Origin of the sequence: Marinitoga piezophila KA3, from assembly GCF_000255135.1 — a bacterium.
GTDB lineage: Bacteria > Thermotogota > Thermotogae > Petrotogales > Petrotogaceae > Marinitoga > Marinitoga piezophila.
Map to the genome: position 1 here is coordinate 975,375 of NC_016751.1, position 23,061 is coordinate 998,435.

General features: G+C 29.8%; 22 protein-coding genes. 8 read left to right on the forward strand and 14 right to left on the reverse strand.

The window, feature by feature from the left end:
* Nucleotides 1–30: 30 nt before the first annotated feature.
* Nucleotides 31–1,617 (forward strand): Rqc2 family fibronectin-binding protein, encoded by a 1,587-nt coding sequence (locus MARPI_RS04765; protein WP_014296457.1) that lies wholly within the window; start codon nucleotides 31–33, stop codon nucleotides 1,615–1,617.
* A 24-nt stretch (nucleotides 1,618–1,641) separates the two neighbouring features.
* On the opposite strand, the gene MARPI_RS04770 is transcribed toward MARPI_RS04765, so the two are convergent.
* The 14 genes from MARPI_RS04770 to recJ all read right to left on the reverse strand — a co-directional run bounded on the left by MARPI_RS04770 (nucleotide 1,642) and on the right by recJ (nucleotide 14,508).
* Entirely contained in the window at nucleotides 1,642–3,510 is a 1,869-nt protein-coding gene (locus tag MARPI_RS04770) for an NAD(P)/FAD-dependent oxidoreductase (protein WP_014296458.1), read from the reverse strand.
* Between the two features lie 21 nt (nucleotides 3,511–3,531).
* Nucleotides 3,532–3,822 (reverse strand): 4Fe-4S binding protein, encoded by a 291-nt coding sequence (locus MARPI_RS04775; protein WP_014296459.1) that lies wholly within the window; start codon nucleotides 3,820–3,822, stop codon nucleotides 3,532–3,534.
* Nucleotides 3,823–3,837: 15 nt separating this feature from the next.
* Nucleotides 3,838–4,173 (reverse strand): NifB/NifX family molybdenum-iron cluster-binding protein, encoded by a 336-nt coding sequence (locus tag MARPI_RS04780; RefSeq protein WP_050899158.1) that lies wholly within the window; start codon nucleotides 4,171–4,173, stop codon nucleotides 3,838–3,840.
* Nucleotides 4,174–4,187: 14 nt separating this feature from the next.
* A complete protein-coding gene (locus MARPI_RS04785; protein WP_014296461.1) occupies nucleotides 4,188–4,532 on the reverse strand; it encodes a NifB/NifX family molybdenum-iron cluster-binding protein in 345 nt (114 codons plus the stop codon).
* 15 nt (nucleotides 4,533–4,547) lie between these two features.
* Entirely contained in the window at nucleotides 4,548–5,420 is an 873-nt protein-coding gene (locus MARPI_RS04790; protein ID WP_014296462.1) for an ATP-binding protein, read from the reverse strand.
* On the reverse strand, nucleotides 5,417–6,265 hold the full coding sequence (locus MARPI_RS04795; protein ID WP_014296463.1) for an ATP-binding protein: 849 nt from the start codon (nucleotides 6,263–6,265) through the stop codon (nucleotides 5,417–5,419). Before MARPI_RS04795 ends, MARPI_RS04790 begins: the two co-directional genes overlap by 4 nt.
* A gap of 121 nt (nucleotides 6,266–6,386) precedes the next feature.
* Nucleotides 6,387–6,650, reverse strand: coding sequence for a hypothetical protein (locus MARPI_RS04800; RefSeq protein WP_014296464.1), 264 nt, complete (start codon nucleotides 6,648–6,650; stop codon nucleotides 6,387–6,389).
* The gene (locus tag MARPI_RS04805) at nucleotides 6,647–6,925 is read right to left on the reverse strand and encodes a DUF5320 family protein (RefSeq protein ID WP_014296465.1); all 279 of its coding nucleotides are present in this window, start codon (nucleotides 6,923–6,925) and stop codon (nucleotides 6,647–6,649) included. Before MARPI_RS04805 ends, MARPI_RS04800 begins: the two co-directional genes overlap by 4 nt.
* 192 nt (nucleotides 6,926–7,117) lie before the next feature.
* Nucleotides 7,118–8,371, reverse strand: coding sequence for an adenylosuccinate synthase (locus MARPI_RS04810; protein WP_014296466.1), 1,254 nt, complete (start codon nucleotides 8,369–8,371; stop codon nucleotides 7,118–7,120).
* A 150-nt stretch (nucleotides 8,372–8,521) separates the two neighbouring features.
* Nucleotides 8,522–9,331 (reverse strand): 16S rRNA (adenine(1518)-N(6)/adenine(1519)-N(6))-dimethyltransferase RsmA, encoded by an 810-nt coding sequence (rsmA, locus tag MARPI_RS04815; RefSeq protein ID WP_014296467.1) that lies wholly within the window; start codon nucleotides 9,329–9,331, stop codon nucleotides 8,522–8,524.
* Nucleotides 9,332–9,516: 185 nt separating this feature from the next.
* The gene (locus MARPI_RS04820; protein WP_014296468.1) at nucleotides 9,517–10,497 is read right to left on the reverse strand and encodes an AI-2E family transporter; all 981 of its coding nucleotides are present in this window, start codon (nucleotides 10,495–10,497) and stop codon (nucleotides 9,517–9,519) included.
* Nucleotides 10,497–11,135: a Holliday junction resolvase RuvX gene (gene ruvX, locus MARPI_RS10715; protein WP_014296469.1), complete on the reverse strand. Its 639-nt coding sequence runs from the start codon at nucleotides 11,133–11,135 to the stop codon at nucleotides 10,497–10,499. The genes MARPI_RS04820 and ruvX overlap by 1 nt, the downstream gene beginning before the upstream one ends.
* A complete protein-coding gene (locus MARPI_RS04830) occupies nucleotides 11,132–11,377 on the reverse strand; it encodes a hypothetical protein (protein WP_014296470.1) in 246 nt (81 codons plus the stop codon). The genes ruvX and MARPI_RS04830 overlap by 4 nt, the downstream gene beginning before the upstream one ends.
* Nucleotides 11,378–11,379: 2 nt before the next feature.
* Complete coding sequence (recJ, locus tag MARPI_RS04835; RefSeq protein WP_014296471.1) at nucleotides 11,380–14,508, reverse strand: single-stranded-DNA-specific exonuclease RecJ; 3,129 nt, start codon at nucleotides 14,506–14,508, stop codon at nucleotides 11,380–11,382.
* A 189-nt stretch (nucleotides 14,509–14,697) separates the two neighbouring features.
* Between recJ and MARPI_RS04840 the strand changes: the two genes are divergently transcribed.
* The 7 genes from MARPI_RS04840 to MARPI_RS04870 all read left to right on the forward strand — a co-directional run bounded on the left by MARPI_RS04840 (nucleotide 14,698) and on the right by MARPI_RS04870 (nucleotide 23,027).
* Entirely contained in the window at nucleotides 14,698–15,936 is a 1,239-nt protein-coding gene (locus MARPI_RS04840; RefSeq protein WP_014296472.1) for a hypothetical protein, read from the forward strand.
* A gap of 218 nt (nucleotides 15,937–16,154) precedes the next feature.
* Nucleotides 16,155–18,632, forward strand: coding sequence for an ATP-dependent Clp protease ATP-binding subunit (locus MARPI_RS04845; RefSeq protein WP_014296473.1), 2,478 nt, complete (start codon nucleotides 16,155–16,157; stop codon nucleotides 18,630–18,632).
* A gap of 112 nt (nucleotides 18,633–18,744) precedes the next feature.
* Nucleotides 18,745–19,686, forward strand: a complete 942-nt coding sequence (flgA, locus tag MARPI_RS04850; RefSeq protein ID WP_014296474.1) for a flagellar basal body P-ring formation chaperone FlgA — start codon at nucleotides 18,745–18,747, stop codon at nucleotides 19,684–19,686.
* A 1-nt stretch (nucleotide 19,687) separates the two neighbouring features.
* Complete coding sequence (locus MARPI_RS10720) at nucleotides 19,688–20,299, forward strand: flagellar basal body L-ring protein FlgH (RefSeq protein ID WP_014296475.1); 612 nt, start codon at nucleotides 19,688–19,690, stop codon at nucleotides 20,297–20,299.
* Between the two features lie 12 nt (nucleotides 20,300–20,311).
* Nucleotides 20,312–21,301 carry a flagellar basal body P-ring protein FlgI gene (locus MARPI_RS04860; RefSeq protein ID WP_041638510.1) on the forward strand — a complete coding sequence of 330 codons (990 nt, stop codon included), beginning with the start codon at nucleotides 20,312–20,314 and terminating at the stop codon, nucleotides 21,299–21,301.
* Nucleotides 21,301–21,573 (forward strand): rod-binding protein, encoded by a 273-nt coding sequence (locus tag MARPI_RS04865; protein WP_014296477.1) that lies wholly within the window; start codon nucleotides 21,301–21,303, stop codon nucleotides 21,571–21,573. Before MARPI_RS04860 ends, MARPI_RS04865 begins: the two co-directional genes overlap by 1 nt.
* A gap of 152 nt (nucleotides 21,574–21,725) precedes the next feature.
* A complete protein-coding gene (locus MARPI_RS04870; protein WP_014296478.1) occupies nucleotides 21,726–23,027 on the forward strand; it encodes a hypothetical protein in 1,302 nt (433 codons plus the stop codon).
* Nucleotides 23,028–23,061 lie beyond the last annotated feature (34 nt).

A 23,061-nucleotide genomic window follows, 5' to 3' on the forward strand; every position in this document is an offset into this window, starting at 1 on the left:
ATTTCTACATAACAATGGAGGAATGTTAATATGCCCATAGATGGACTTTTGTTAAATAAATTAATAAGGGAAGCCAAAAAATTTGAAGGTCAAAAAATCCGAAATATATATCAACCGGTAAATGATGAAGTGCTTTTGCAACTTCAAAACGGTTTTTTGTTGTTTGTATTAAAGAATCCCTCGTATATAATCTCACTTGAAACAAAACCAAATATGCCTGATACACCACAAAATTTTTCAATGTTCCTAAGAAAAAGAATTAAGAATGCTAAAATTATGAAAATAGAGCAACTTGGACTTGATAGAGTTGGATATATTGAACTTTCAGTAATAGATGAAACCTTTGAAATGAGAAATTACAAATTGTATTTTGAATTAATGGGAAGAAATTCAAATATATTATTGGTAGATGAAAATAATAAAATCTTAGATGCATTAAAAAAAGGGATTACACCTTCAAGAAGTATAATGCCTGGCGCAGAATATATTCCATTTTATAAAGAAGAATATATCAACATATTAAAACACGATAAAATTGATTTTGATATAGACAGGCAATTAATGGGTTTTTCAAAGTTAAGCAAAAAATTCTTTTTTGAGTATATTGAAAAATATGATTATATATCCTTTGTTTCTGAATTCATGGATAATTTAAATGTTTATACCTTTGATTATGAAAATAAAAAGGAGATCCTCGCTTTTAGACCTGTAAATTATGAATATAATGAATTTAAATCGCCTTCAGAAGGCTTATTAAATTTCTTTGAAAAGCAAAGTATAAATTCAAGGTTTTCTGAATTGAAGAGAAGATTGGAAAAGATAGTAATAAAAGAAATCGAAAAATATGAAAAACTTCATAAAAAGCTAAAATTAGAAGAAAAAGAAATACAAAAAATTCCCGAACTTGAAAAACAGGGACGATTATTGCAGGCTTATCTGTATATGTTTAATCAGAAAACTGATTTTGTTGAAGTAGAAGATTGGGAAACTGGTGAAAAAATGAGAATCAAGCTTAATCCATTAAAAACACCAAATGAAAATTTACAAACCATATTTAAAAAGGTTCATAAACTTAAATCAAAGGAAATTCACTTAAAAGAAAGACTAAAAATCACATCTGAAATGATTGACTATTTGTATCAACTATGGCAGAGCATAGAAATGGCAGAAGATATTGAAACATTAATGGAAATCAGGGAAGAAATGATTCAAGAAAGATTTATTAATGAAAATAATAAAAAGAAGAAAAGAAAAAAAATCATTTCAAAACCACTTGAATTTAATTATAACGGTTTTAAAATCCTCGTTGGGAAAAATAATATTCAAAATGACCAGATTACAAGAGAAGCTGATAAGGAAGACATATGGCTTCATGTACAGGGGATTCCCGGAGCTCATGTAATTATAAAAACAGAAAGAAAAAAAGATATTCCACAAGAAGTTATTGAATATGCTGCATCTCTTGCTGCATATTATTCAAAAGGGCGAATGTCTTCAAAGGTTTCTGTAGATTATACTCAAAAAAAGCATGTATGGAAACCAAAAGGGGCAAAACCAGGAATGGTCTTATATAAAAACTTCAAAACCATATACATAGAACCAAAATCCCCATCCTGAATCAGGATGGGGATTGTTTAAAAATTACAATTGTTCTGCAAGTTCTTTCGCTGAAGATATTGCATCTACTATTTGGCCAACTTTGTTTGCATCACCTATTACATATACATTATTAAATTCTTCTTTGAGTTTTTCATATAATTCATTTACAGGTTTTGTTCCTGCTGTAACTACAATATCATCAAATTCGCCTAAAGAAGTTATTCCTTCTCCTATTTTTTCAACAATAACTTCTTTACCTTTTATTTCTTTTACCATTGTTTTAGTATAAATATTTATCTTTGGAGCATAATTTTTCTGGAACAATTTACTTGCAACTACTTCCATTCCCTTTCCAACTTCTTCCATTAATTCAACAACAGTTACATTTTTACCTTCATTAACAAGTGCTTCTGCTGCTTCTAACCCAATTAATCCACCGCCAATTACCAATACATTTTTACCTTCAACCTTTTTACCGTCAAAGAAGTCAAATCCTGTAATGTAATCTGTTAAACCAGGAATTGGTGGAACAAATGGCTTTGCACCAGTAGCAACGATTATAATATCATAATTTTCTTTTTTGAGCATTTCTGGCGTTACTTCTGTATTATATTTTATTTCAACTGATTTTTCTGTTTTTCTTATAATATCTTCAAGTGTATCTTTCATATAAATCTTTCCTGGAGCTCTGTAAGCTAATACCCATTGACCACCAGCATAATCATTCTTTTCGTAAATAGTTACTTCATAACCTTTCTTAGATAAATATGTTCCTGCAAATAAACCTGCAGGTCCTGCACCAATAATAGCAACCTTTTTCTTTTCAGGAATCTTTTCAACAACAAATTCACTATGAACTTCTGGATTTGCAATACAATTAATTGGTTTTCCTGCTTTAACATTTGCAAGACAGCCCTGCAAACAACCTCCACATCTTACAAAATCATCTGAGTTAGATAAAATTTTATTAGGAAAATCTGGATCTATTATTAATTGTCTTCCAAATACAACTCCATCAATTGTTCCGTCATCTACAAGTTTCTTATATCTTTCATCAATTTGCATTCTTCCTACTGCAATAATAGGAATTTTTGTTAATTTTCTAATTTCTTTCAATCTATTATCCATTATATCTGTTGGTAATGACATGTGATTATAATACCATGGTGCTGAATCACATGCGTTACCCCAACCAACGTGAATAATTGATACACCAAACTCTTCTGCTAAAGCAAATATCTTTGTTAAATGTTCATCTGTAATTCCACCTTCAACAAATTCGCTTCCTGAGATTCTTAAAATTAAAGGTATATTTGTAACTTCCTTTACAGCTGATAAAACTTCCCTGGCAAATTTAAATTTATCTTTTCCATATTCGTCATCTCTTTTATTCAATCTTTCAGAATAGAATTGATGAACAATATAACCATGACCAAACTGGATTTCTATTCCATCAGCACCTGCTTTTTGTGCTCTTTCAGCATTTTCTTTAAATGCCTGTATTAATTCCTTTATTTCATCAAGAGTTAATTCTTCAGGAGTTACTCCTGTAGATGGGCATTTTACAGCAGAAGATGATTTTACAACTTCAGATGCTTTTGGATTTGCTACCCTTCCAGCATGATTAAGATGTACAATTAATTTGGTGTCGTATTTGTGTAATGTGTCAACAAGTTTCTTTAATCCTTCAATGTGTTCATCAGTATCCAACATTACCTGTTTTGGATGTTCTTTTCCTGATTTTAACACTGATATAGGCTCAAGAATAATTGCTCCGACTCCACCTTTTGCTTTTCTTTCATAATATTTAATCAATTCTTCTGTAATAAAACCTGTCTTTGGTGTAGCTAATGCTGTTTTTACAGGTGACATAAAAATATGGTTTTTTGCTTCAAAATCCCTGAATTTCAAAGAAATCACCCCTTTTATATTTTAATATCCCCTTCTACCTAATCCTGCACCTCTTCCCATTCCATGTCCCATGCCGCGACCCATTCCTCTTCCCATTCCAGCACCTCTACCCATACCTCTCATTGCTGGATTTTCAGAATTTGGTCTTATAGCATCTTTAGGACATTTTTCCATACAAATACCACATCTTGTACATATATCATTATGTATATATGGATATCCATCATCTTTTAATTCAATTGCGCCTTCCACAGGACATACATTTACACATATCTTACATTTTATACATTCGCTTTCTTTTACCCAGGGCATATAATATCCCCTCCTTTACTCTTCCACTTCTCCTGCAAGAATAAATCTCAATTCTTCCATAGCGTCTTCAACTGTTTCACTTTCCACTATAATAGGTTTATAACCAAGTTTATCAAGTTTTATCATTGAACCTTTTCCCATGCTTAATCCTACCCATACCTTACAGTGACCCAAAAACTCCAATATTTCTTCAACTTTTGCGTGCATATGCGTTTCTGCATATGGATTTTTTATCTCTTCTACTTTTTTAAAATTTTCTCCATCATATTCATATACTACATATAATTCTGAGTGACCAAAATGTTCATCGTTCAAGTGTACTCCGTCTTTTGTACCAAATGCTATTTTCATCATTTCACCCCTAATTAATGTGTAGCGTGTTCTACTTTTTCTAATTTTCCATTCTTATAATTTTCTATGATATTTGAAAGTTTATCCTTTTTTGTTAAATATACTTCAATACCTGCAGCATTTAACACTTCAAATGCATTTTTACCAACACTTTCAAGTATTAATACATTAACGCCTTTTTCAGCAAGCATTTGTGAAACCTTTGGTCCCATTCCATGTGCTTCGCTTGCATTATTTTCAACAACTTCTACAATTTCATCATTATCGAGGTCATAAATTACAAATAACTCTGCCCTCGCAAATCTGTCATTACTTAATGATTCTAAGTCTCTTCCCTGTGATGGTATAGCTAATTTCATCACTAACACCTCCGTTTATTTTAATTTTTCCATTACTTTTTCAAAGATTTCTTTTATTGCTTCAGCCGCTTTACTGTTTTCATAATTCACTACAGGATTAATTTCTAATACTGCTTTTAATACTGTTTCATCAAAAGGTATTTCTCCCAATACTTCTATGCCATCGCTTATACAATAATTGATTATTTCTTTACTTACATCTGGATTTAAGTCGTATTTATTAATAACTACACCAAAATCCCTTTTAAAGTATCTTACTGTTTCTACTATTCTCTTTAAATCATGAAGTCCTGATGAGGTTGGTTCTGTTACAATTACAACATAATCTGTTGCTGTAATTGAAGATGTTGCAGGACAACCTATACCAGGTGCTCCATCAATTAAAACAATATCTTTGTTATTTTCTTCTGCCTTTTTCAAAGCGAGTTTTCTAACTTCTGCTACTAAACCTCCTGATGTTTCTTCACCAGGATTTAGATTAGCATGAACAATTTCTTTTCCATCAGATACTACAGAATAATAATATTCTCCCGATAAAGCTGTTTCTAATCTTATTGCATTTTGAGGACATGCAATAACACAGGCATTACATCCTTCACATGCATATGGATCAACATCATATATTCCATTTTCAAATGTAATAGCTTCAAATCTACAAACATTTTTACAAATACCGCATTTATCGCATTTATTTTGATCTATTATAGCCTTTTTTCCACCATAATATTCATATTTTTCTTTTAAATCACCATTAAACATTAAGTTTAAATTTGCTGCATCAACATCACAATCTGCTAATACTGCATTTTTCAACAAAGCACCAAATGATGAACTCAATGTGGTTTTTCCTGTTCCACCTTTTCCACTAACTATTGCAAGTTGTCTCATTTAACCAACCCCTTTATTTCATCAAACACATTTAAGAATTTTTCTTCCCATTCTGGTAAATACTCAGAAAAGATTTTTCCTTCTGAATATAATTTAGCAATTTCTCTATCAAAAGGTATCTTCAATAATATTGGTACATTTGCTTCTCTGGCATAATCATCTATAATTGTTGTATCATCACTATCTCTATTTACAATAATACCTGACGGGATTCCCATTTCTTTCACCAGATCTACAGCAAGGCTTAAATCATGCAATCCAAATGTAGTTGGTTCAGTTACAAGAATAGCAAAATCTGCATTTCTCAAACTTTCAACAACAGGACAAGAAGTTCCTGGTTGTGAATCTATTAAAACAACATCGGCATTATCATCTATATGTTTTTTTAATTCCCTTATAATCCTTACTCCTGAAGGTTCTCCAATATTTAATAATCCCATTCCAAATTCGAGATTTTCATTGATTTTACCTAACTTGATTTTACCGAGGCTTTTTGGTTTCTCTGTAATTGCATCAACAGGACATACCATTGCACATGCCCCACAACCATGACATAAACTTTCAAAAACCAACGTTCCCGTTGGAAATACTGAAATTGCTCCGAATTGACAGGCTTTTGCACATTCACCACATCTAATACATGCATTATTATCAACTACTGGTAATAACATATCTACACTTTCTTCTTTATAAAAGTCTATATTGAAAAAAAGATGATCATTTGGTTCTTCAACATCAACATCTAATAATTGAATTTTATATTTTTTTGATAATGCATAAGCTAAATTTGTTGAAACTGTAGTTTTTCCTGTTCCACCTTTACCACTTAAAACGGTTATTCTCATTTCATAACCTCCATTCTATATATTAGGACTATATATACAATTCATATATATCATACCACTTTATTTTTAAATTTCAAAGAGGGTTGTCATTATGGCAACCCCCTTTTTAAACAATTATTTTTTACCACCAGCCTCTACCAAACCCACGACCTCTGCCAAATCCTCTTCCATATCCATAACCTGCTCCGTATGTTCCTCTACCGTAACCATATCCCCTACCGAATCCTCTTCCGTATCCTCTACCATATCCAAAGAATCCTGCAAATCCTCCAAACCAACCTCTTCTTACTGGTGTTGTATAATACCCTGGATTGCTGCATGGTCCCCTTCTTAAACCTATTGGACCTGTACCCATTGGGCCTGTACCATCAAATCCTGGCATCATCTTTCACCTCCCTGATTATATCTATCGAGTTCTCTTAATCTTTCTTCTACAAAATGCAACTCCTCTTCAAGATATCTTTTATAATCCAAAAGCATAGCTTTTTCTTCTTCTACTGAATATCCATAGTAATCATCATATGGTTCATCGTAATATCTTCCGTATCCACCAAAACCTCTTCCATAACCACGTCCAAATCCTGCTCCTCTACCGAATCCTCTTCCATATCCTCTACCCATGCCTCTTCCAAAACCATATCCACCATTTCCGTATCTCATATCCTCACCTCCGGATAAATTATATATGTTTTTTGCATATATCCATTTTTATTATATACCTAATACATATATATGTCAAGTAAACATTGTAAAAAAATTTTTGCACATCAATGAAAATTCCTCAATAAACATATAAAAAATATCACCGTCTGAATAGCATTACTTCAGACGGTGATCGGTTATTTCATTTAATTAAATATTTTTTATTAAATCATTTTTTGTGCACATTTCCTCTGTTTTAGGACCATATGAAATATGAGATATTTCTATTCCTGTTTTTTCTTCAATAAACGCCATATACTTTAAGAAATTAACATGATTTGTATCTGGCCAGCCTTTTAATGTCTCATATACAGGTTTTCCAACAAAAAAATCATATGAAGAAGATGGAATTTCTTTTATTTCACCATTTACATCATATGCAACACACACTTTAATTTCATCAAAACCATTTAAAACATCGGCTTTGGTAATAACAAATTTTGTCAAACCTGATCTCAATTTTGCATATCTCAAAGCTGGTAAATCAAGCCAGCCAACCCTTCTTGGCCTTCCAGTTGTTGCACCAAATTCATTTCCAAATTTTCTTATTTTTTCTCCAATTTCACCAAATTCCTCTGTTGGAAATGGCCCTTCACCAACCCTTGTGGTATACGCTTTCAATACTCCCAATACCTCATCTAATTCAAATGTTGAAAACCCTACAGAAGATACACCATGAGCCATTGTTGCACCAGAGGTTACAAATGGATATGTCCCAAAATCAAGGTCAAGCAATACACCCTGAGCACCTTCAAAGAGAACAGAAGTATTTCTGAATACCTGCGCCATATCTATTGCTGATGTGAATTTGACATTTAATTTTTCAAGCTTTCTTTTTTGTTCCATTAAATAATTAAAAATTTCTTCAGATGTAAAATTAAATCTTTCTTTGTATATATTTTTCTTTAAATACATTACTTCTTCTAATCGTTCTCTTAAAAGTTTTTCATCAAATAAATGATATATTTTAAATCCTTCTCTTGATACTTTATCTGTATATGCTGGACCTATTCCTTTTCTTGTTGTACCTATTGGATTTTTTCTTAATTCTTCAAGGATTCCATCCTCTTCTTTATGATACGGAAGAACAAGAAAGGCTTCTAAATCTATGTATATTTTTGATGAAACTCCTGGAAAATCTGCTTCTAATATTTCCAGTTCTTTTATTAATTGTTCAATATCTATAACCATTCCAGCACCTAAAAATGCCTTTGAATCCCCCTCAGGAATTATAGACGGAAGCAAATGATTTACATATTTTTTCCCTTTATAATATATTGTATGACCGGCATTGGCACCACCAGAAAACCTTACTATCCATTCGTAATTTCCAGAAAAATAATTTACCACCTTTCCTTTTCCTTCATCACCCCATTGAGCACCAACAATAGCAACTCTTTCCATACTTTTGCTTCCTCCTTCCAACAAAGTAAAAGAAGCCCTATAAAGGGCTTCTTTTAGTATTTTTATGTAATTGTAATATTGTATATTTCCGCATTTTCTTTTCCTCCATACAAAAATACACATGTATTATATCATAATTATCCTGTGATTTCAATAATCATTTTTTAATTTCATATAATTATTGTATAAGATTATAAATTTTTCTATAGAAATATTTTCCGGCCTTGTTTTTGGATCTATATCTGATTTTTCAAGTAATTCATCAAGCCTATCCTTTATTAATCCCTTTAAATTATTCCGTATTGTTTTTCTCCTCTGCGAAAACGCAACATGAACAAATTTGAAAAATCCTTTTTTGTTAATATCAGGAATATCTTCTTTTGGAGTTAATTTTAATACAACAGAATCAACTTTTGGATTTGGAATAAATGCATGAGGTGGAACATTTAATACTTTTTCCACCTTACAAAAAAATTGGACAAATATACTCAAAGGGCTATAATTTTTCCCGCTTTTTGCCATCATTCTTTCGCCATATTCTTTTTGAACCATTAATAACGCTAATTGAAAATCTGGCGTCTCAAAAAAAATCTTTTCTAGTATTGGTGAGGTTATATAATACGGAATATTGGCGATATACTTTGGTTTCTGAATTTCTGATATATTCGCTTTTAAAAAATCTATAAATTGAATTTCTACATTTTGATATTCTTTAAATCGTTCTAATAATAATGGTTTAAGTCGTTCATCTATTTCAAATGCATATAGTTTTGCCCCGGTTTTAGCAATTTCCTCTGTTAGTGTGCCTGCACCAGGTCCTATTTCTATAACTGTATCCTCCTCTGTTACAGAACCTTTTTTTACTATTTTTTTAGCATATTCAGATGTAGACAAAAAATTCTGTCCAAGACTTTTTTTTAGTTGTATATTATATTTTTTTAACCAGTCTGATGTCTTCATTCTTCTCGCCTCGCATGTAAATATATATACTTGACAAAGTATAGTTTTTGTTGTATAATATCAAAAAAAGAAAATAACTGCCAATAAACCCAAATAAATGCCAATATCAAAGTTAAACAACTTGTAGTAATTCCCCCTGTTTAACTCTTTAGCAGCCCGAAAATCGGGCTGCTTTTTTTTATACATTATATTTTCTTTAAATAATCAACAACATACATTTTCCAGATATTTTTAAATATTATCAGCAAAGGAATTGTTATTAATACACCAACCACACCGTATAATTGGGCAAAAATTAACATTGAAGTTAATATTAAAAACCAGTTTATATTTACCTGACCTCCTGAAATTCTTGGTGCAAGCACCCACATTTCAAGTTGATTGGCAAAGGTTATTATTATTACTCCCTTTAATAATCCCATTAAACCAAAGTTAGTAAATCCTAATAGTAATATTGGAATTGCTGTAATAAATATTCCTAAATATGGTATAAAATCTGTAATACCTGCAAGTATTCCTAAAAATAAAGCATAAGGAAAACCAAATATCAATGCCATTATCCAGGTTATCACACCAACTGATAATGCTGTTATTATCTGCCCTGAAACAAATTTTCTCAAATCACTATATGTTTTTATTAAAAAATCCTTTGTGCTATCTATTTCGGAATTTGGAAAAAACATATCAATAAGATTCCACATTCTTTTACTTGCTATTGCCATATATCCTGATGCCACTATTAATAATAATGCAATAGTTAGAAAATTGGATATATTAGAAGCTAAATAACTTGCAAATTGAACTATCATATTTCTTAAATAATCTCCTGCAGTATCCAATAATGTATTTACAACTTCACCAGTTGTCCCGGGAATCCCCTGGAAATCAAATTCAGCTATTGAATCAAAAACCTTTTTACTCTCTTCTATTGTAATAGGAATTACACTATAAAAAGCATATACTATTGCTCCATAAAATATCAATGAAGCTATAGGAACAGTAAGTTTTCTCGGTATTTTTATTTTTTCAAGATATGATGCAATTACATCTATTAAAATAGTAAAGAACATGGCTATTACTAAACTTCCAACTATTGTAGAGAAAATTTTTAATGATATCATAAACACTATTAAATACATCATTATAAACCAAAAGCTTTTTTTCATTATTCTACCTCCTTAGAATTAAATATTATATCATATGGAGGTTCAAGATCTGATTCCAGAGTTGTGGAATGAACATTTCTTTTAAAATACCACCAGAAGATATATGGGTCTGTTGCATAGACATCTGCTATCGAATATATCTTTGAATTTTTTATTATTACATTATCTATTAATATTTTTTTATCATTATATGATTCATCATATTCTATTTTATATTCTTTTTGAGATACTAATTTTATAGAATTAGCTGGATTAGCCAGATAACGTTGTAATATAATCAATGCACTATTTTCATCTTTTTTCTTTTTTGCCTTTTTAGAATTTAAAAAATCCTTTGTCATTAAATAGCTATTTTGTGTTGTAAGTCTTTCATCTACCAAATACACTTCAGAATTAAATTTATTTTTTAGTTTTATTGCAAAATCTATTGTTTTAAATGTTTGTGTGGAATATCTCCCGGACATTGATATTGGAAGACCTACTATAAATATATCTCCATCTTTAAAAATTTCATTTTCAAGCACCTTTAATAATTTATCGCTTCCAACACTGTTTTTTATTGTTGGAATTTTCAAAGCAGCCTCTGCAGTAGCTATACCTGTTTTTTTTAATCCATAGTCAAGCGCTATAAATTTCAAAACGTTAACATCTCCTCTATAATATCCTTTTGAGTTTTTATAATATTATATTCAATTTCTTCATTTTTCAATATCTTTACAACTTTTTCCTTATCTTCTTCGGAAAATGCAATTACAGGATTAGCACCAAGTGCAAATAATTTTGAAAAAACATTATTTTCTCTTAATTTATCTAAAATATGTATTATATGTTTTTGCTCTAATTTTATATACATATTTAAATCCCTTGTAGTTTTGAACATTTTTACTTAACCTCCGCAAATTGGTTATTTAACAGAGAAATAAACTGTCTTGATTTGAAATTCATAAAGAAATTTATAGAACTCTTTAATAACCATTTATCAAGAATACTTTCTTTAGCTTTTACATTTTTATGTATTAAATCAAGCTTAAAGTCGTCTACTGCTTTAAGTCCATTTGATGTATTTACAACTATACCGGAATTTATCAGTTCGTCTGTTATAGTCTTTACAAGTTCTGTGTCATTATTAAAGTATTTTTCCGATAATGCATTTATGGTAATGTTTGTATTTTCTTCTATCATTTCATATACTTTCTTTAATACTTCTGGTGAAGGATAATTTCTTGAAAAATCATACATTAATTTTGTTGAAAAATCTGTATTATATGCCATAACAAATATTATATTTTCTTTTTTATTATGTGGCCATGATGATACAAGATCCAATAATTCAATACGCGTCTTAGGAACATCATATAACATAATTATAGAATTTCTATCCTTCTGTTCTAAAGCTAACCCATCATTTGCAAATTCTGAAATTAATATTCTCGAAGGTCCTTTTTTATTAATCTCTCTAATATTTATTTTTTCAAAAAATGTATGCATGTGCGAATAATACAATATATAATCTTCGGAATATTCATATGTTTGAGAAATATAATTCTTTAAATTTTTATATGGTGTGACATTATCAACTATAATATTGAGATTTTTGGAATTATATAAATAATCCTTTATAAGTTTTAACTTGTTGGAATTTATTTCCTTTACAACTTCAAAAGAAGGAACATTGGAGTTAACATTTGCAACTCTATATCCACTAAGTTTCAAAAATTCTTTTATGGTTTCATCATAAAATGTCCCTAAAATGTTTATATTATATATTTTAGTTCTAACTACTTTTCTAAACTGAATATACTCTGGAATATTTGCTATAGCCTGATGCGAGAATGAATAGATTGGTTCATCAATTAAAAGGTTTTTAGAAAACTCATTGAGCTTGTGTATATTTTGCATATACGCCGGTACTGTTAAAAGAATAACTCTTTTACTTTTTAATACACTATTTTCTATATGAGATTTTTTATTATAATAAATTTTATCGGAAGAAATATATTGATTAATAATTTTATAAGTATACTCAAGCAACAAGTGCGATGCACCTATGATAATGAGTTTTTCTCCCTTTGATACAGTATTTTTAATCTTTTCAATTAATAATGTATTTTTTATCTTAAGAGGTGCAAATATTGCAGTTCTATTTTGTTCTATAATATCGAGCAATATTTTATACTTATAATTTGTAAGATGATGAACATTATCTTTAGCATGTAATGATATTAATAAATTTCCATGATTTTCTTTTTCAGTTAAAGAATCACCGACAAATTCTATATCTTTTACATAAAATTTCAATACCTTTTGATTGTTATAAAATGTTCTCTCAACTCTGAAATTACCAACTATATTACATTTTATATTCCCCGTAATATTTTCCCTTTTATTTGCTAATACACCATAACCAACAATTTCAAATATCATACCCTTAGGTGTTTTTGCTATTGCTGCTATATTCTCTTCTTCAGCACCAAAAAGTTTTACTTTTTCAAGTACTACATCCTTTATTAAAAATGTCGGCTCTGGATTTTGATAACCAAATGGTTCTAAAAGAGATATATCGTCAAAGAAATTACCCCATAAATTCTCAATTTCCATGTCTATTTCTATTTCAGATTCCGGTTCTTTATCGCCATAAATATTTGAGTATACTTCATTAATCTTTTCTCTAAGCATTTCTATTTTTTCAGAATCAATTGTAAATCCGGCAGCCAATTCATGACCACCATATTCCTTAAAGAAATCTTCATTTTCTTTAGTAATATTTTTCATTAATTCAATAAGACTAACTCCCTGCGGACTTCGGGCAGACCCTTTTCCAAGATTATCTTCAGAAGTAGTTGAGACAAGAAGAACAGGCTTGTTAAATTTATTTGAAAGCTTAGAAGCCACAATTCCAAGAACCCCTAGATGCCAATCCTGGCCGCTTAAAACAAGAACCTTTTTATCATGAAAATCCGGATTAATATCCATTAAACTTAATGCTGATTTATATATACGCCTTTCATGTTTTTGCCTTTCGGTATTTAAGTCTAATAATTGTTTAACTTTCTTTTCTATATTTTTTTCTTCTTCCGTAAGCAATAACTCAAATGCTTTCATGGCATCAGCCATTCTTCCAGCTGCATTTATTTTAGGTGCAATTTTATATGCTATAACATAAGATTTTACATCTTCTGGCATCACACCAATTTCCCTCATCAAATGCCTTAATGCAGGACTGGGATCAGTTCTTAACTTTTCAAGCCCTCTCTTTACAAAATACCTATTCTCGGATCTTAAAGGAACTATATCAGCAATAGTTCCAAGAGCAACAAGATCCACAAGAGAAAACGGATCAAATTTTATATCATTTATTTTCTCATAAACTGCAAGTAACACCTTAAAAGCAACACCTACTCCCGATAATCCTTTAAACGGATATTCATCATCATGCCTTTTAGGGTTTACAATAGCATCTGCTTCCGGTAAAACCTCCTGCATTTCATGATGATCAGTAATTATAATTCTCATTCCTTTTTCTTTTGCATGAGCTATTTCTTTAAGTGACGTTGTTCCACAATCTACAGTAATAATATTTTTATATCCCTTATTATATAGCTCATCTATAGCTTCAATATTTAAACTATATCCTTCATCTATTCTATTTGGAATATATGCTTCTATATCCCATCCCAATGCTTTAAATCCCTGGTAAATTACAGCAGCCGCTGTAACCCCATCAGCATCATAATCTCCATATACAACTAATTTTTCTCCTTTATCCCTTATATCAAATAAAATATCAACAGTTTTATCCATATCCTTCAAAAGATATGGATCTATAACCGTTGATTCATCGGGATATAAAAATTCTTTTATCTGCTCTATATCGGTAATTCCACGTGCAATAAGCAGTTTAACCAGAAATTCGGATAATCCTAATTCTGAGGAGATATGCCTTGCAAGCTTTAAATTCTCCTCAAATAAAGGATTAGCCGAGTCCCAAAAGACCCTCCAATTCTTTTTCAAAATATTCTCTCCTCTCTTATTTATTTTTTTTATTTTGTTATAATTATACAAAATTTATAGTACCAAAATCATTAGAGATATATTCCATTAATTTTAATTTAACGTTAATTCATTTCTTATTTCATATTTATTTCAAATTTTGTATATTGTGATATAATAAAAAAGAAATCTTATTGGAGGTGAATTTATATGAATAATAAAAAGATTCTATTAATTTTATTAATGTTTTCTTTATTTATTTCTATTTTCGCTGTAAACAACAAAGATTCAAGAAAAACCCTTTTAATTTATTCAAGAGGTTATTCATTTTTATCAACAAAAGTAGAACACAAACTTAAAGAAGCATTAATTAACCAGGGAAAGTATAGACTTGTAGAAAGAGATATAAACGTAATGAATGAAATAGAAAGAATTTTACACGGTCTCACATCAAAAGATAATTTTAATTTAAATCAATTAGCAGCAGATTATATTGTTTATATAGAAGTTATAGATGCAGAATCATATAGAAAAACCGATGAATATGATAATATCTGGTATGAATACCACATTGAAGGGGCATATAGATTAATAGATATTGAAACAAGTCAGATTCTGGAAATAAAAACTATAGATGCTGTTGGAACTCATTACGTTTCACAATATGTTTCAGAATACGAAGCAAAAGAAATGGCAAGAGAGGAAGCCATATCAAGTCTGGTAAATACCCTTGTATATAGAATGAATAAATTATTTTTAATTAGCGGTAAAATTATAGGTATTGAAGCAAATTCACGTGTTTTAGTAAATATTGGAAGAAATAATGGAGTATATAAAGGAATGATGTTCTCATTCGCAAAAAATTACGAAATAAATGGTGATGTATATAGAAAAACAAGCGGAAAATTAGTCACAAAAGAAGTTTCCTCCAATTCCGCAATCTTAGAGATTTTAGAAGAACCTGAATTCGCTCTAGATAATACAGTCAGTGTAATAGAAAATCCGGATATTTCTCCATTTAGAGCACATTTTTCTTTATCAATGACAACAAAACTCCCGGATATTTATTCATTAAGAATGGATTTTCTTATTGACAATTATAAAAACTTCACATATGGTGTTTTTGTAGAATTTTCAGATGATATAAATACATTTTACACTTCTACAGGATTAAATATAAGATACACACCTGAATATACATTTGGAAATTTAAATCTGGGGGCCGATTTGTATATCTCAAGTTATTACAATACCGAAATTGATTACAATGAAGACTATATTGCTGATGTTGGTATTGGTATAACTCCTATAATAGGATTAGAACTAAAACCACATAAGAATTTTGGAATTATCATAGAAAGTGGTTATACTTTTGAAAGCTCAATAGGTGGTAATTATCCAGCTAACAATGCACCTTATATAAAAGCTGGGATTGATTTAATATTCTAAATTAATTCAAACCCGGGATGCAATAAAATCCCGGGTTTATTTAATTTTAATTATTATGTTACCAAAAAGAAATTATTTTTTTGAACATTCTATTCAAAAAACAGTCTAATATGTCGGATAGCAAATCTATCCTTTATTTTTTGAAATATTCTTAGCAAATAATTATTACGATTGCTAAAAATAAAAATTAAAAATAGATACCTCAGGAGGTGATGGGTATGCTAAACCCAAAAAACTTTACAGAAAAATCGCTGGAAATAATAGAAAACGCCAGAACAATTGCCAATGGATATGGCACCAATGTGTTAACACCTGAACATATTACACTTGCCATTCTTGATAGCGATGATGAACATGTAAAAAAATTATTTGAAACAATAAACGTAGACGCTATAAAGGATAATATAGAAAGTGAATTGGCAGAAAACGCACAATATTCATACGGAAACCTTACTGATAATAGGGTATATATTTCCAGCACATTAGAAAGAATCTTTGAAATTGCAAAAACAGAAGCAAGAAAAACCAAACATAAACTTATTACAACATTGCATTTATTACTTGGAATAATGCTCGATGGAACATCTTATTCAGCAAAATTATTCTCAAAATACGGATTAACAACCACAGAAGTTTATGAAGAATTAAAAAACATAAAAGTAACCAAAGAAGGAACAGAAGAAAAAGTTGGAGATGTTTTAGAACAGTTTACCATTGATTTGACAAAAATGGCAGAAGAAAAGAAATTAATGCCTGTTATTGGAAGAGATATTGAAATCCAAAGAACTATTGAGATATTAAGCAGAAAAACAAAAAACAATCCTGTTCTCGTTGGTGATCCAGGTGTAGGTAAAACAGCTATAGTAGAAGGATTAGCACAGAGAATAGTAAAAGGTGCTGTTCCAGATGCATTAATAGACAAAAGAATTTTACAGCTAGATATGGGTAGATTACTGGCAGGCGCAAAATTCAGAGGAGAATTTGAAGAACGTCTAAAAAATGTAATCGATGAAGTAAAAAAACAGGGTGATAAAATTATATTATTCATTGATGAATTGCATACAATTATCGGCGCAGGAAAAGCAGAAGGAAATTCGATGGATGCTGCAAATATGTTAAAACCTGATCTTGCACGAGGAGAATTAAGAGTTATAGGTGCAACAACACTTGATGAATATAGACAGTATATTGAAAAAGATAAAGCTCTTGCAAGAAGATTCCAACCTGTTCAGGTTGATGAACCTTCATTAGAAGACGCAATAGAAATCTTGAGAGGTATAAAAGAAACATTTGAAAAACATCACAATGTTAAAATTTCAGATGAAGCAGTAGTTGCAGCAGTGAAGTTATCACATAGATATATAACAGATAGATTCTTACCAGATAAAGCTATAGATTTAATCGACGAAGCTGCAGCAAAAGCAAGACTTGAAAAGAGCTCTAAATTATCCAATATTAAGAAATTGGAATACGAAGCAAAGGAATTAGAAGAAGAAATTAACGACTTAACAGTAAAAGGAAAATATGAAGAAGCTGCTTTAAAGAAACAAAAATTATTTGAATTGGAAAAAGAAATTGAGAGACTAAAAGAAGAATACGAAAAGGAAAAAGACAAAGAAGAGGAAGAAGTAATTGTAGATGAAGACAAAATTGCAGAAATTATTGAAAAATGGACAGGAATTCCAGCTAAAAAAATGCTCGAAGAAGAAAGAGAAAAATTACTTAACCTTGAAAAAGAAATACACAAAAGAGTTGTAGGGCAGGAAGATGCTATTGTTAAAGTTGCTCAACATATAAGAAAAGCAAGGGCTGGTTTAAAAGATCCAACAAGACCTATAGGTTCATTCTTATTCCTTGGTCCAACTGGAGTTGGTAAAACAGAATTAGCAAAAGCATTAGCTGAAGTATTATTTGATACAGAAGACGCACTAATCAGAATTGACATGTCTGAATACATGGAAAAGCATGCAGTTTCAAGATTAATTGGTTCACCTCCAGGATATGTAGGATATGAAAGAGGAGGTCAATTAACAGAAGCTGTTAGAAGAAAACCGTATTCAGTAATACTAATCGATGAAGTAGAAAAAGCACATCCAGATGTATTCAATGTATTATTACAGGTATTAGACGACGGAAGATTAACCGACGGAAAAGGTAATACCGTAGACTTCAGAAATACCATTATTATAATGACAAGCAACATCGGTTCTGAAGGGATTTTAAAAACATTAGAACACAAAGGGCACCTTGGATTTGTAAGCGAAGAAGAAAAGGCTTCTACAGAAGAAGAACTGGAAAAATTGATAAAAGAAGAATTAAAGAAATTCTTTAGACCGGAATTCCTTAACCGTTTAGATGAAATAGTGGTATTTAAACCATTAACCATAGAAGAAGTAAAAGAAATTGTTGGAATATTATTAAAACGCACAGAAGAAAGATTAAAAGAAAAAGATATAGAATTAATGATTACAGAAGACGCAAAAGAATATATTGCTAAAAAAGGTTATGATAGAATCTTTGGTGCTCGTCCATTAAGAAGAGTTATAGAAAGAGAAATCGAAATGGAATTGGCAAATAAAATAATTGCTGGCGAAATTCCTCCAAAAAGTAAAGTAATTATTGACTTAAAAGATGATAAATTATTAATCAGAACCAGCAACGGCGAAATAAAACCAAAAGAAGAAAAGAAAAATTAAATAATTCATATTTAAAGGCAGGTGCAAAACCTGCCTTTTTATTATTTATTCTTTAAGGATTTTCCTATCCGTCTATTGAAAAATTAATTAGATTAAAAAGCGTGGTGATTAGATGAAACATCTAAAATTTCTTTCAATAGTATTTTTAATATATTTATCTACTTTCATATTTGCAAATAACCAGATTACATTACCAGCAAGCATAATTTCTATTGATAATATCTTTTCTTTAAAAGATATTTTTCCTGAAATAAAAAATGACAGAACACTTGCTTTCTTTACAGGCGAAACTATAACTTATGACGCTTCAAAACTTAAAAATATGATTGAGTCTCTTACAAATTATGAAAATATAACCTTTGAGTCAACCATAATAACAATATTTTATATGCCAACTAAAACAAAAAATAATTCTAATTTAAACAAAAATGATACAAAATATATATTGGAAGATTATTTTAAAAATATATTCCTTGAAGATTCAAAAACAGCAACTATCAATTCCTTTGAAATAAGCAAGTTTTATACAGACACAAAAGTCTCAACTGTACTTGATATAAATTATCGAAGAACTATGAACAATGTATTTGGTAATTTTTTAATACTTGATGATTTTAATAATAAAAAATATATATCCTTCAAAGCAAATGTTTCAAATTATAAAAATGTATTTATAGCAAAAAACAATATAGATTATAAAACTCCTTTAAATGATTCACTTTTAGCAACAAAAACCGTTGATATATATTCTCTTAATTTTTCACCACTTATAGTTGAAAAAAAAGATTTAATAAAATTTCAAGCTAATAGAAAAATAAGAAAAAATGAAATTATTTACGAAAATTCAGTAAAAAAGATACCTGATGTAAAAGCCGGCCAGATAATTCCTGTCGAAGTTTATGCTTATGGTGTAAAAATATTATCGTGGATGCGCGTTTTAAATGATGCAATAATTGGTGAAATTGTTTCAGGAAGAAATGAAAAAACAGGAGTATTAATAACAGGAAAGTTATACAAAGGACCAAAAGTAATTATTGACATAGGAGGTAACTAAGATGAAAAGGATTTCGTTTATTATCATGATAATCTTATTATCAACATTTTCATTTTCGGATTCATTATGGAAAAAAGCCCATACAAAAAATTTATACTCAAATCCAGAAAAGGTATATTCCCTGGGAGATATTATAACAGTAGCTGTTTCTGAAGCACCATCTTTAAGTTTATCAGATAACAACCCTGATCCTTTTTCTGGTGTAATGGGAACAGTTGGCGCAATATTTAATACAATAGGAAATCTTGATCTAACTAAATTTTTACCTCTTGGCGCAAATTCTCCAGATAAGGTTAGCGTTTCAAATAAAAAAACCTCTTCTCAAAGTCAGGCAAAGGTTAGTTTATATGTTTCTGCAAAAGTAGTTGAGGTCTTAGATAATGGCATTGTAAAAATATACGGAGAAAAGGAATTTAAGGTAGATTCACAGAAAAAGATAATGATAATAGAAGGTTATGTTGATCCGCAATATATTAAAGATGGCGTTATAGACTCTAAAAATCTTGCTGAAGCAAAAATATGGTATCAGGGAGATACTGATTTACAAAAAAATCCCAACAAAAAAACATGGTTGGCATGGATGCTTTCTGGAATATCAAATCTATTCTTTTAAGGGGTGACTATGGTGAAAAAAACTTTTATTATATTTAGCTTAATTATAATGCTTTATTCTATATCTTTTTCAGCTGTAAGATTAAAAGATATTGCCTATTTTAGAGGTGCAAGAGATAATCAGTTATTTGGAATTGGTGTGGTAACAGGATTAAATGGCACAGGAGATTCAGGGAAGGTTACATCAGAATTACTATCAAATATGATGAAAAATCTTAACATCAATATTCAAAATTCATTCACAACAAAAAATTCGGCTATTGTTTTTGTTTTTGCTGATATACCGGCTTTTTATAAAGAAGGTATGAAACTGGATGTTGTTGTAACAGCTGCAGGAGATTCAAAAAGCCTTGAAGGAGGATATTTAATACAAACTCCTTTATACGGTGCAGACGGTCAGGTGTATGCTGTTGCTCAGGGAAGTGTAATTACAGGTGGTGTAGAAGTTAGCAATACTGCAAACCTTCAAAAGAGAAACAAGGTAAACGGTACAATTCCCCAGGGAGCAATAGTAGAAAATGAAATACCTGCAAATATCGTTTCAAATGATACTGTAACAGTGCTACTCAGAAACCCCGATATAACAACAGCAGCAAGAACAGCATTATCAATTAATGCTCAATTTGGTCAAAAATTAGCTAAGGCTATGGATCCTTCTGCTATACGTGTAAAAATACCTGATGTTTTCTCAGACGATTTAATTTCATTCCTCGCATTAATAGAAGATGTTGAAATTGATCCAGATTCAAAAGCAAAAATTGTTATAAACGAAAAAACAGGAACTATAGTATTTGGCGGAAATGTAAAAATAGCAGATTTTACTATAAGTTATGGTAATTTTGTTATTACTGTTAATAATGGAAAAGTGGGAGATAGTGATGCAACTATATATAATTTGGTCAATGCATTAAAAGCAGCAGGTGCAACTCCCCAAGATATAATCGCTATTATACAAAATCTTTCATCTGCCGGATATTTATATGCTGAACTGGTGGTGATATAATGAATATTTCATCAATAACATTAAATGGCGCTCCAAAGGATTATCATAATCTAAAAAAAGAAGAAGTTGCTGCAGAATTGGTAAGTTCAGTATTCTCAAAAGTATTTAAAGATATGTATAACTCAAAGGCATTTGAAAACACCTTACTTCCAAAATCTAATACAGAGAAATGGTTTAATGATATGATTATCGATCAATATTCAGTACTAATAGCAAAAAACAACATGAAACCTCTTATAAACGACATCCTAAAAGCTTATCAAAAACCTTGAGGAAACCATAATGGTTTCCTCATTTATATTATAAATTTATTTTTCAAAAATTTAATTTATATGTTAATTTTTTCATAATCATCACTTTAAATTTTTATTTTATGATATAATTAAATTGATTTTATTAATTATTAAAATTATGGAGGTGGAGCATGAAAAAGGTTTTACTTGTATTTACCATTCTTATCATTTCATTGAGTATTTTTGCTGATATTTATCAATTAATTCCGGAAAATTCCAAAACAGTTTTTGTTTTTCACAATGCACAAAAAGTATATGAAGACTTAAAAACAGTTAATTCATTTGGAACTGTATTGGACGATCCGCTATATGCAGAAACATATGCTGTCGCATATATCGATGCTATAGCTCAATCTCTGGAAATGGAAAGCTCTGATATATACGATGCATTTAAAAATAACATTGCTTTTTTTGTAGTTGAACCTGAAGATAACAATTACGATTTCGGTATTATACTCGGTCCTTTAAACGATGGCGAAAAGTTTGTTGAAGTATTCAAAAAATTAGCAGATACATTAATCCCTACAGACGATGTAAATCTTAACCTCAGCTATATAGTTAAAAAAAGCGATTTACAGGATTATTTAATCATTACATCAAATGGTGATTTTTACAACAATACAAAAATTGGTTATACGCCTAAAAAACGATTTAATGATACAGGTATTTATGAAGAAATTCAAACAAGCAGCTTAAACGGTTATGGATTCTCATATATAAAAGATTCTATCTTATATGGAAAATTCTATATCCTGGATAATATACCTGAAAATATAAAAGACTCATTTAATTACGAAACAGATAATTTCTATGGATTATATTATTCAAAAACAAATTATATTCCAAAAGATTTTGATACAAATATCCCAGGTTTAAATATCTCCGGCGATACAATAAAAGATATATTAAACAAATCAAATTGGGTTGAGCAAAACATGAATATGAATATAAATAGCGATGAAGAAACTGGAGAAATAAATATAGATCTTATCTTCTCTTTGGTCGCCAACACTGGATTAACAATTAAAGAAGTTGAAGATATTCTTTCAAAAAATGATACCACATACAAAGTAATATCAGATAATTATATAAAAATCGAAGAAAATGTAGAAGACAAAGAATTAAGCATATATATATGGAAGGATGGAGATTTATTATACGTTTCAAACAAAGAAAAAGAAGAAGTTTATAAATTCCAGAAATCAAAAGAAAAATTATCTCAAAACAAAGTATACAATGAATTAAAAAACAAGGTTCCAAATCCACAATTTAGCATAATGTTCTTTGATTTAAAAAATATAATAAAATTTGCAGAAGATTATCTTGGGATTTCAGGATTAACAGAAAAAAATTATGGCGGATTGGCATCTGCTATATTAACAAAGGATGTTGAAGGAAATCCTGTAGTTGAAATTAATTTTGTTATGAAATAATACTCCTATAAATAAAAAAGCTGGTTCATTTTCG

Bases quoted from the DNA above. Each gene is read 5' to 3' on its own strand.
- MARPI_RS04870 (WP_014296478.1), top strand. From the start codon at position 21,726: ATGAAAAAGGTTTTACTTGTATTTACCATTCTTATCATTTCATTGAGT.
- MARPI_RS04765 (WP_014296457.1), top strand. From the start codon at position 31: ATGCCCATAGATGGACTTTTGTTAAATAAATTAATAAGGGAAGCCAAA.
- MARPI_RS04845 (WP_014296473.1), top strand. From the start codon at position 16,155: ATGCTAAACCCAAAAAACTTTACAGAAAAATCGCTGGAAATAATAGAA.
- MARPI_RS04840 (WP_014296472.1), top strand. From the start codon at position 14,698: ATGAATAATAAAAAGATTCTATTAATTTTATTAATGTTTTCTTTATTT.
- MARPI_RS04780 (WP_050899158.1), bottom strand. From the start codon at position 4,173: ATGAAAATAGCATTTGGTACAAAAGACGGAGTACACTTGAACGATGAA.
- MARPI_RS04865 (WP_014296477.1), top strand. From the start codon at position 21,301: ATGAATATTTCATCAATAACATTAAATGGCGCTCCAAAGGATTATCAT.
- MARPI_RS04810 (WP_014296466.1), bottom strand. From the start codon at position 8,371: ATGGAAAGAGTTGCTATTGTTGGTGCTCAATGGGGTGATGAAGGAAAA.
- MARPI_RS04820 (WP_014296468.1), bottom strand. From the start codon at position 10,497: ATGAAAAAAAGCTTTTGGTTTATAATGATGTATTTAATAGTGTTTATG.
- MARPI_RS04830 (WP_014296470.1), bottom strand. From the start codon at position 11,377: ATGTTCAAAACTACAAGGGATTTAAATATGTATATAAAATTAGAGCAA.
- MARPI_RS04795 (WP_014296463.1), bottom strand. From the start codon at position 6,265: ATGAGAATAACCGTTTTAAGTGGTAAAGGTGGAACAGGAAAAACTACA.
- flgA (WP_014296474.1), top strand. From the start codon at position 18,745: ATGAAACATCTAAAATTTCTTTCAATAGTATTTTTAATATATTTATCT.
- MARPI_RS04790 (WP_014296462.1), bottom strand. From the start codon at position 5,420: ATGAGACAACTTGCAATAGTTAGTGGAAAAGGTGGAACAGGAAAAACC.
- MARPI_RS04775 (WP_014296459.1), bottom strand. From the start codon at position 3,822: ATGCCCTGGGTAAAAGAAAGCGAATGTATAAAATGTAAGATATGTGTA.
- rsmA (WP_014296467.1), bottom strand. From the start codon at position 9,331: ATGAAGACATCAGACTGGTTAAAAAAATATAATATACAACTAAAAAAA.
- MARPI_RS04800 (WP_014296464.1), bottom strand. From the start codon at position 6,650: ATGATGCCAGGATTTGATGGTACAGGCCCAATGGGTACAGGTCCAATA.
- MARPI_RS04785 (WP_014296461.1), bottom strand. From the start codon at position 4,532: ATGAAATTAGCTATACCATCACAGGGAAGAGACTTAGAATCATTAAGT.
- MARPI_RS10720 (WP_014296475.1), top strand. From the start codon at position 19,688: ATGAAAAGGATTTCGTTTATTATCATGATAATCTTATTATCAACATTT.
- MARPI_RS04805 (WP_014296465.1), bottom strand. From the start codon at position 6,925: ATGAGATACGGAAATGGTGGATATGGTTTTGGAAGAGGCATGGGTAGA.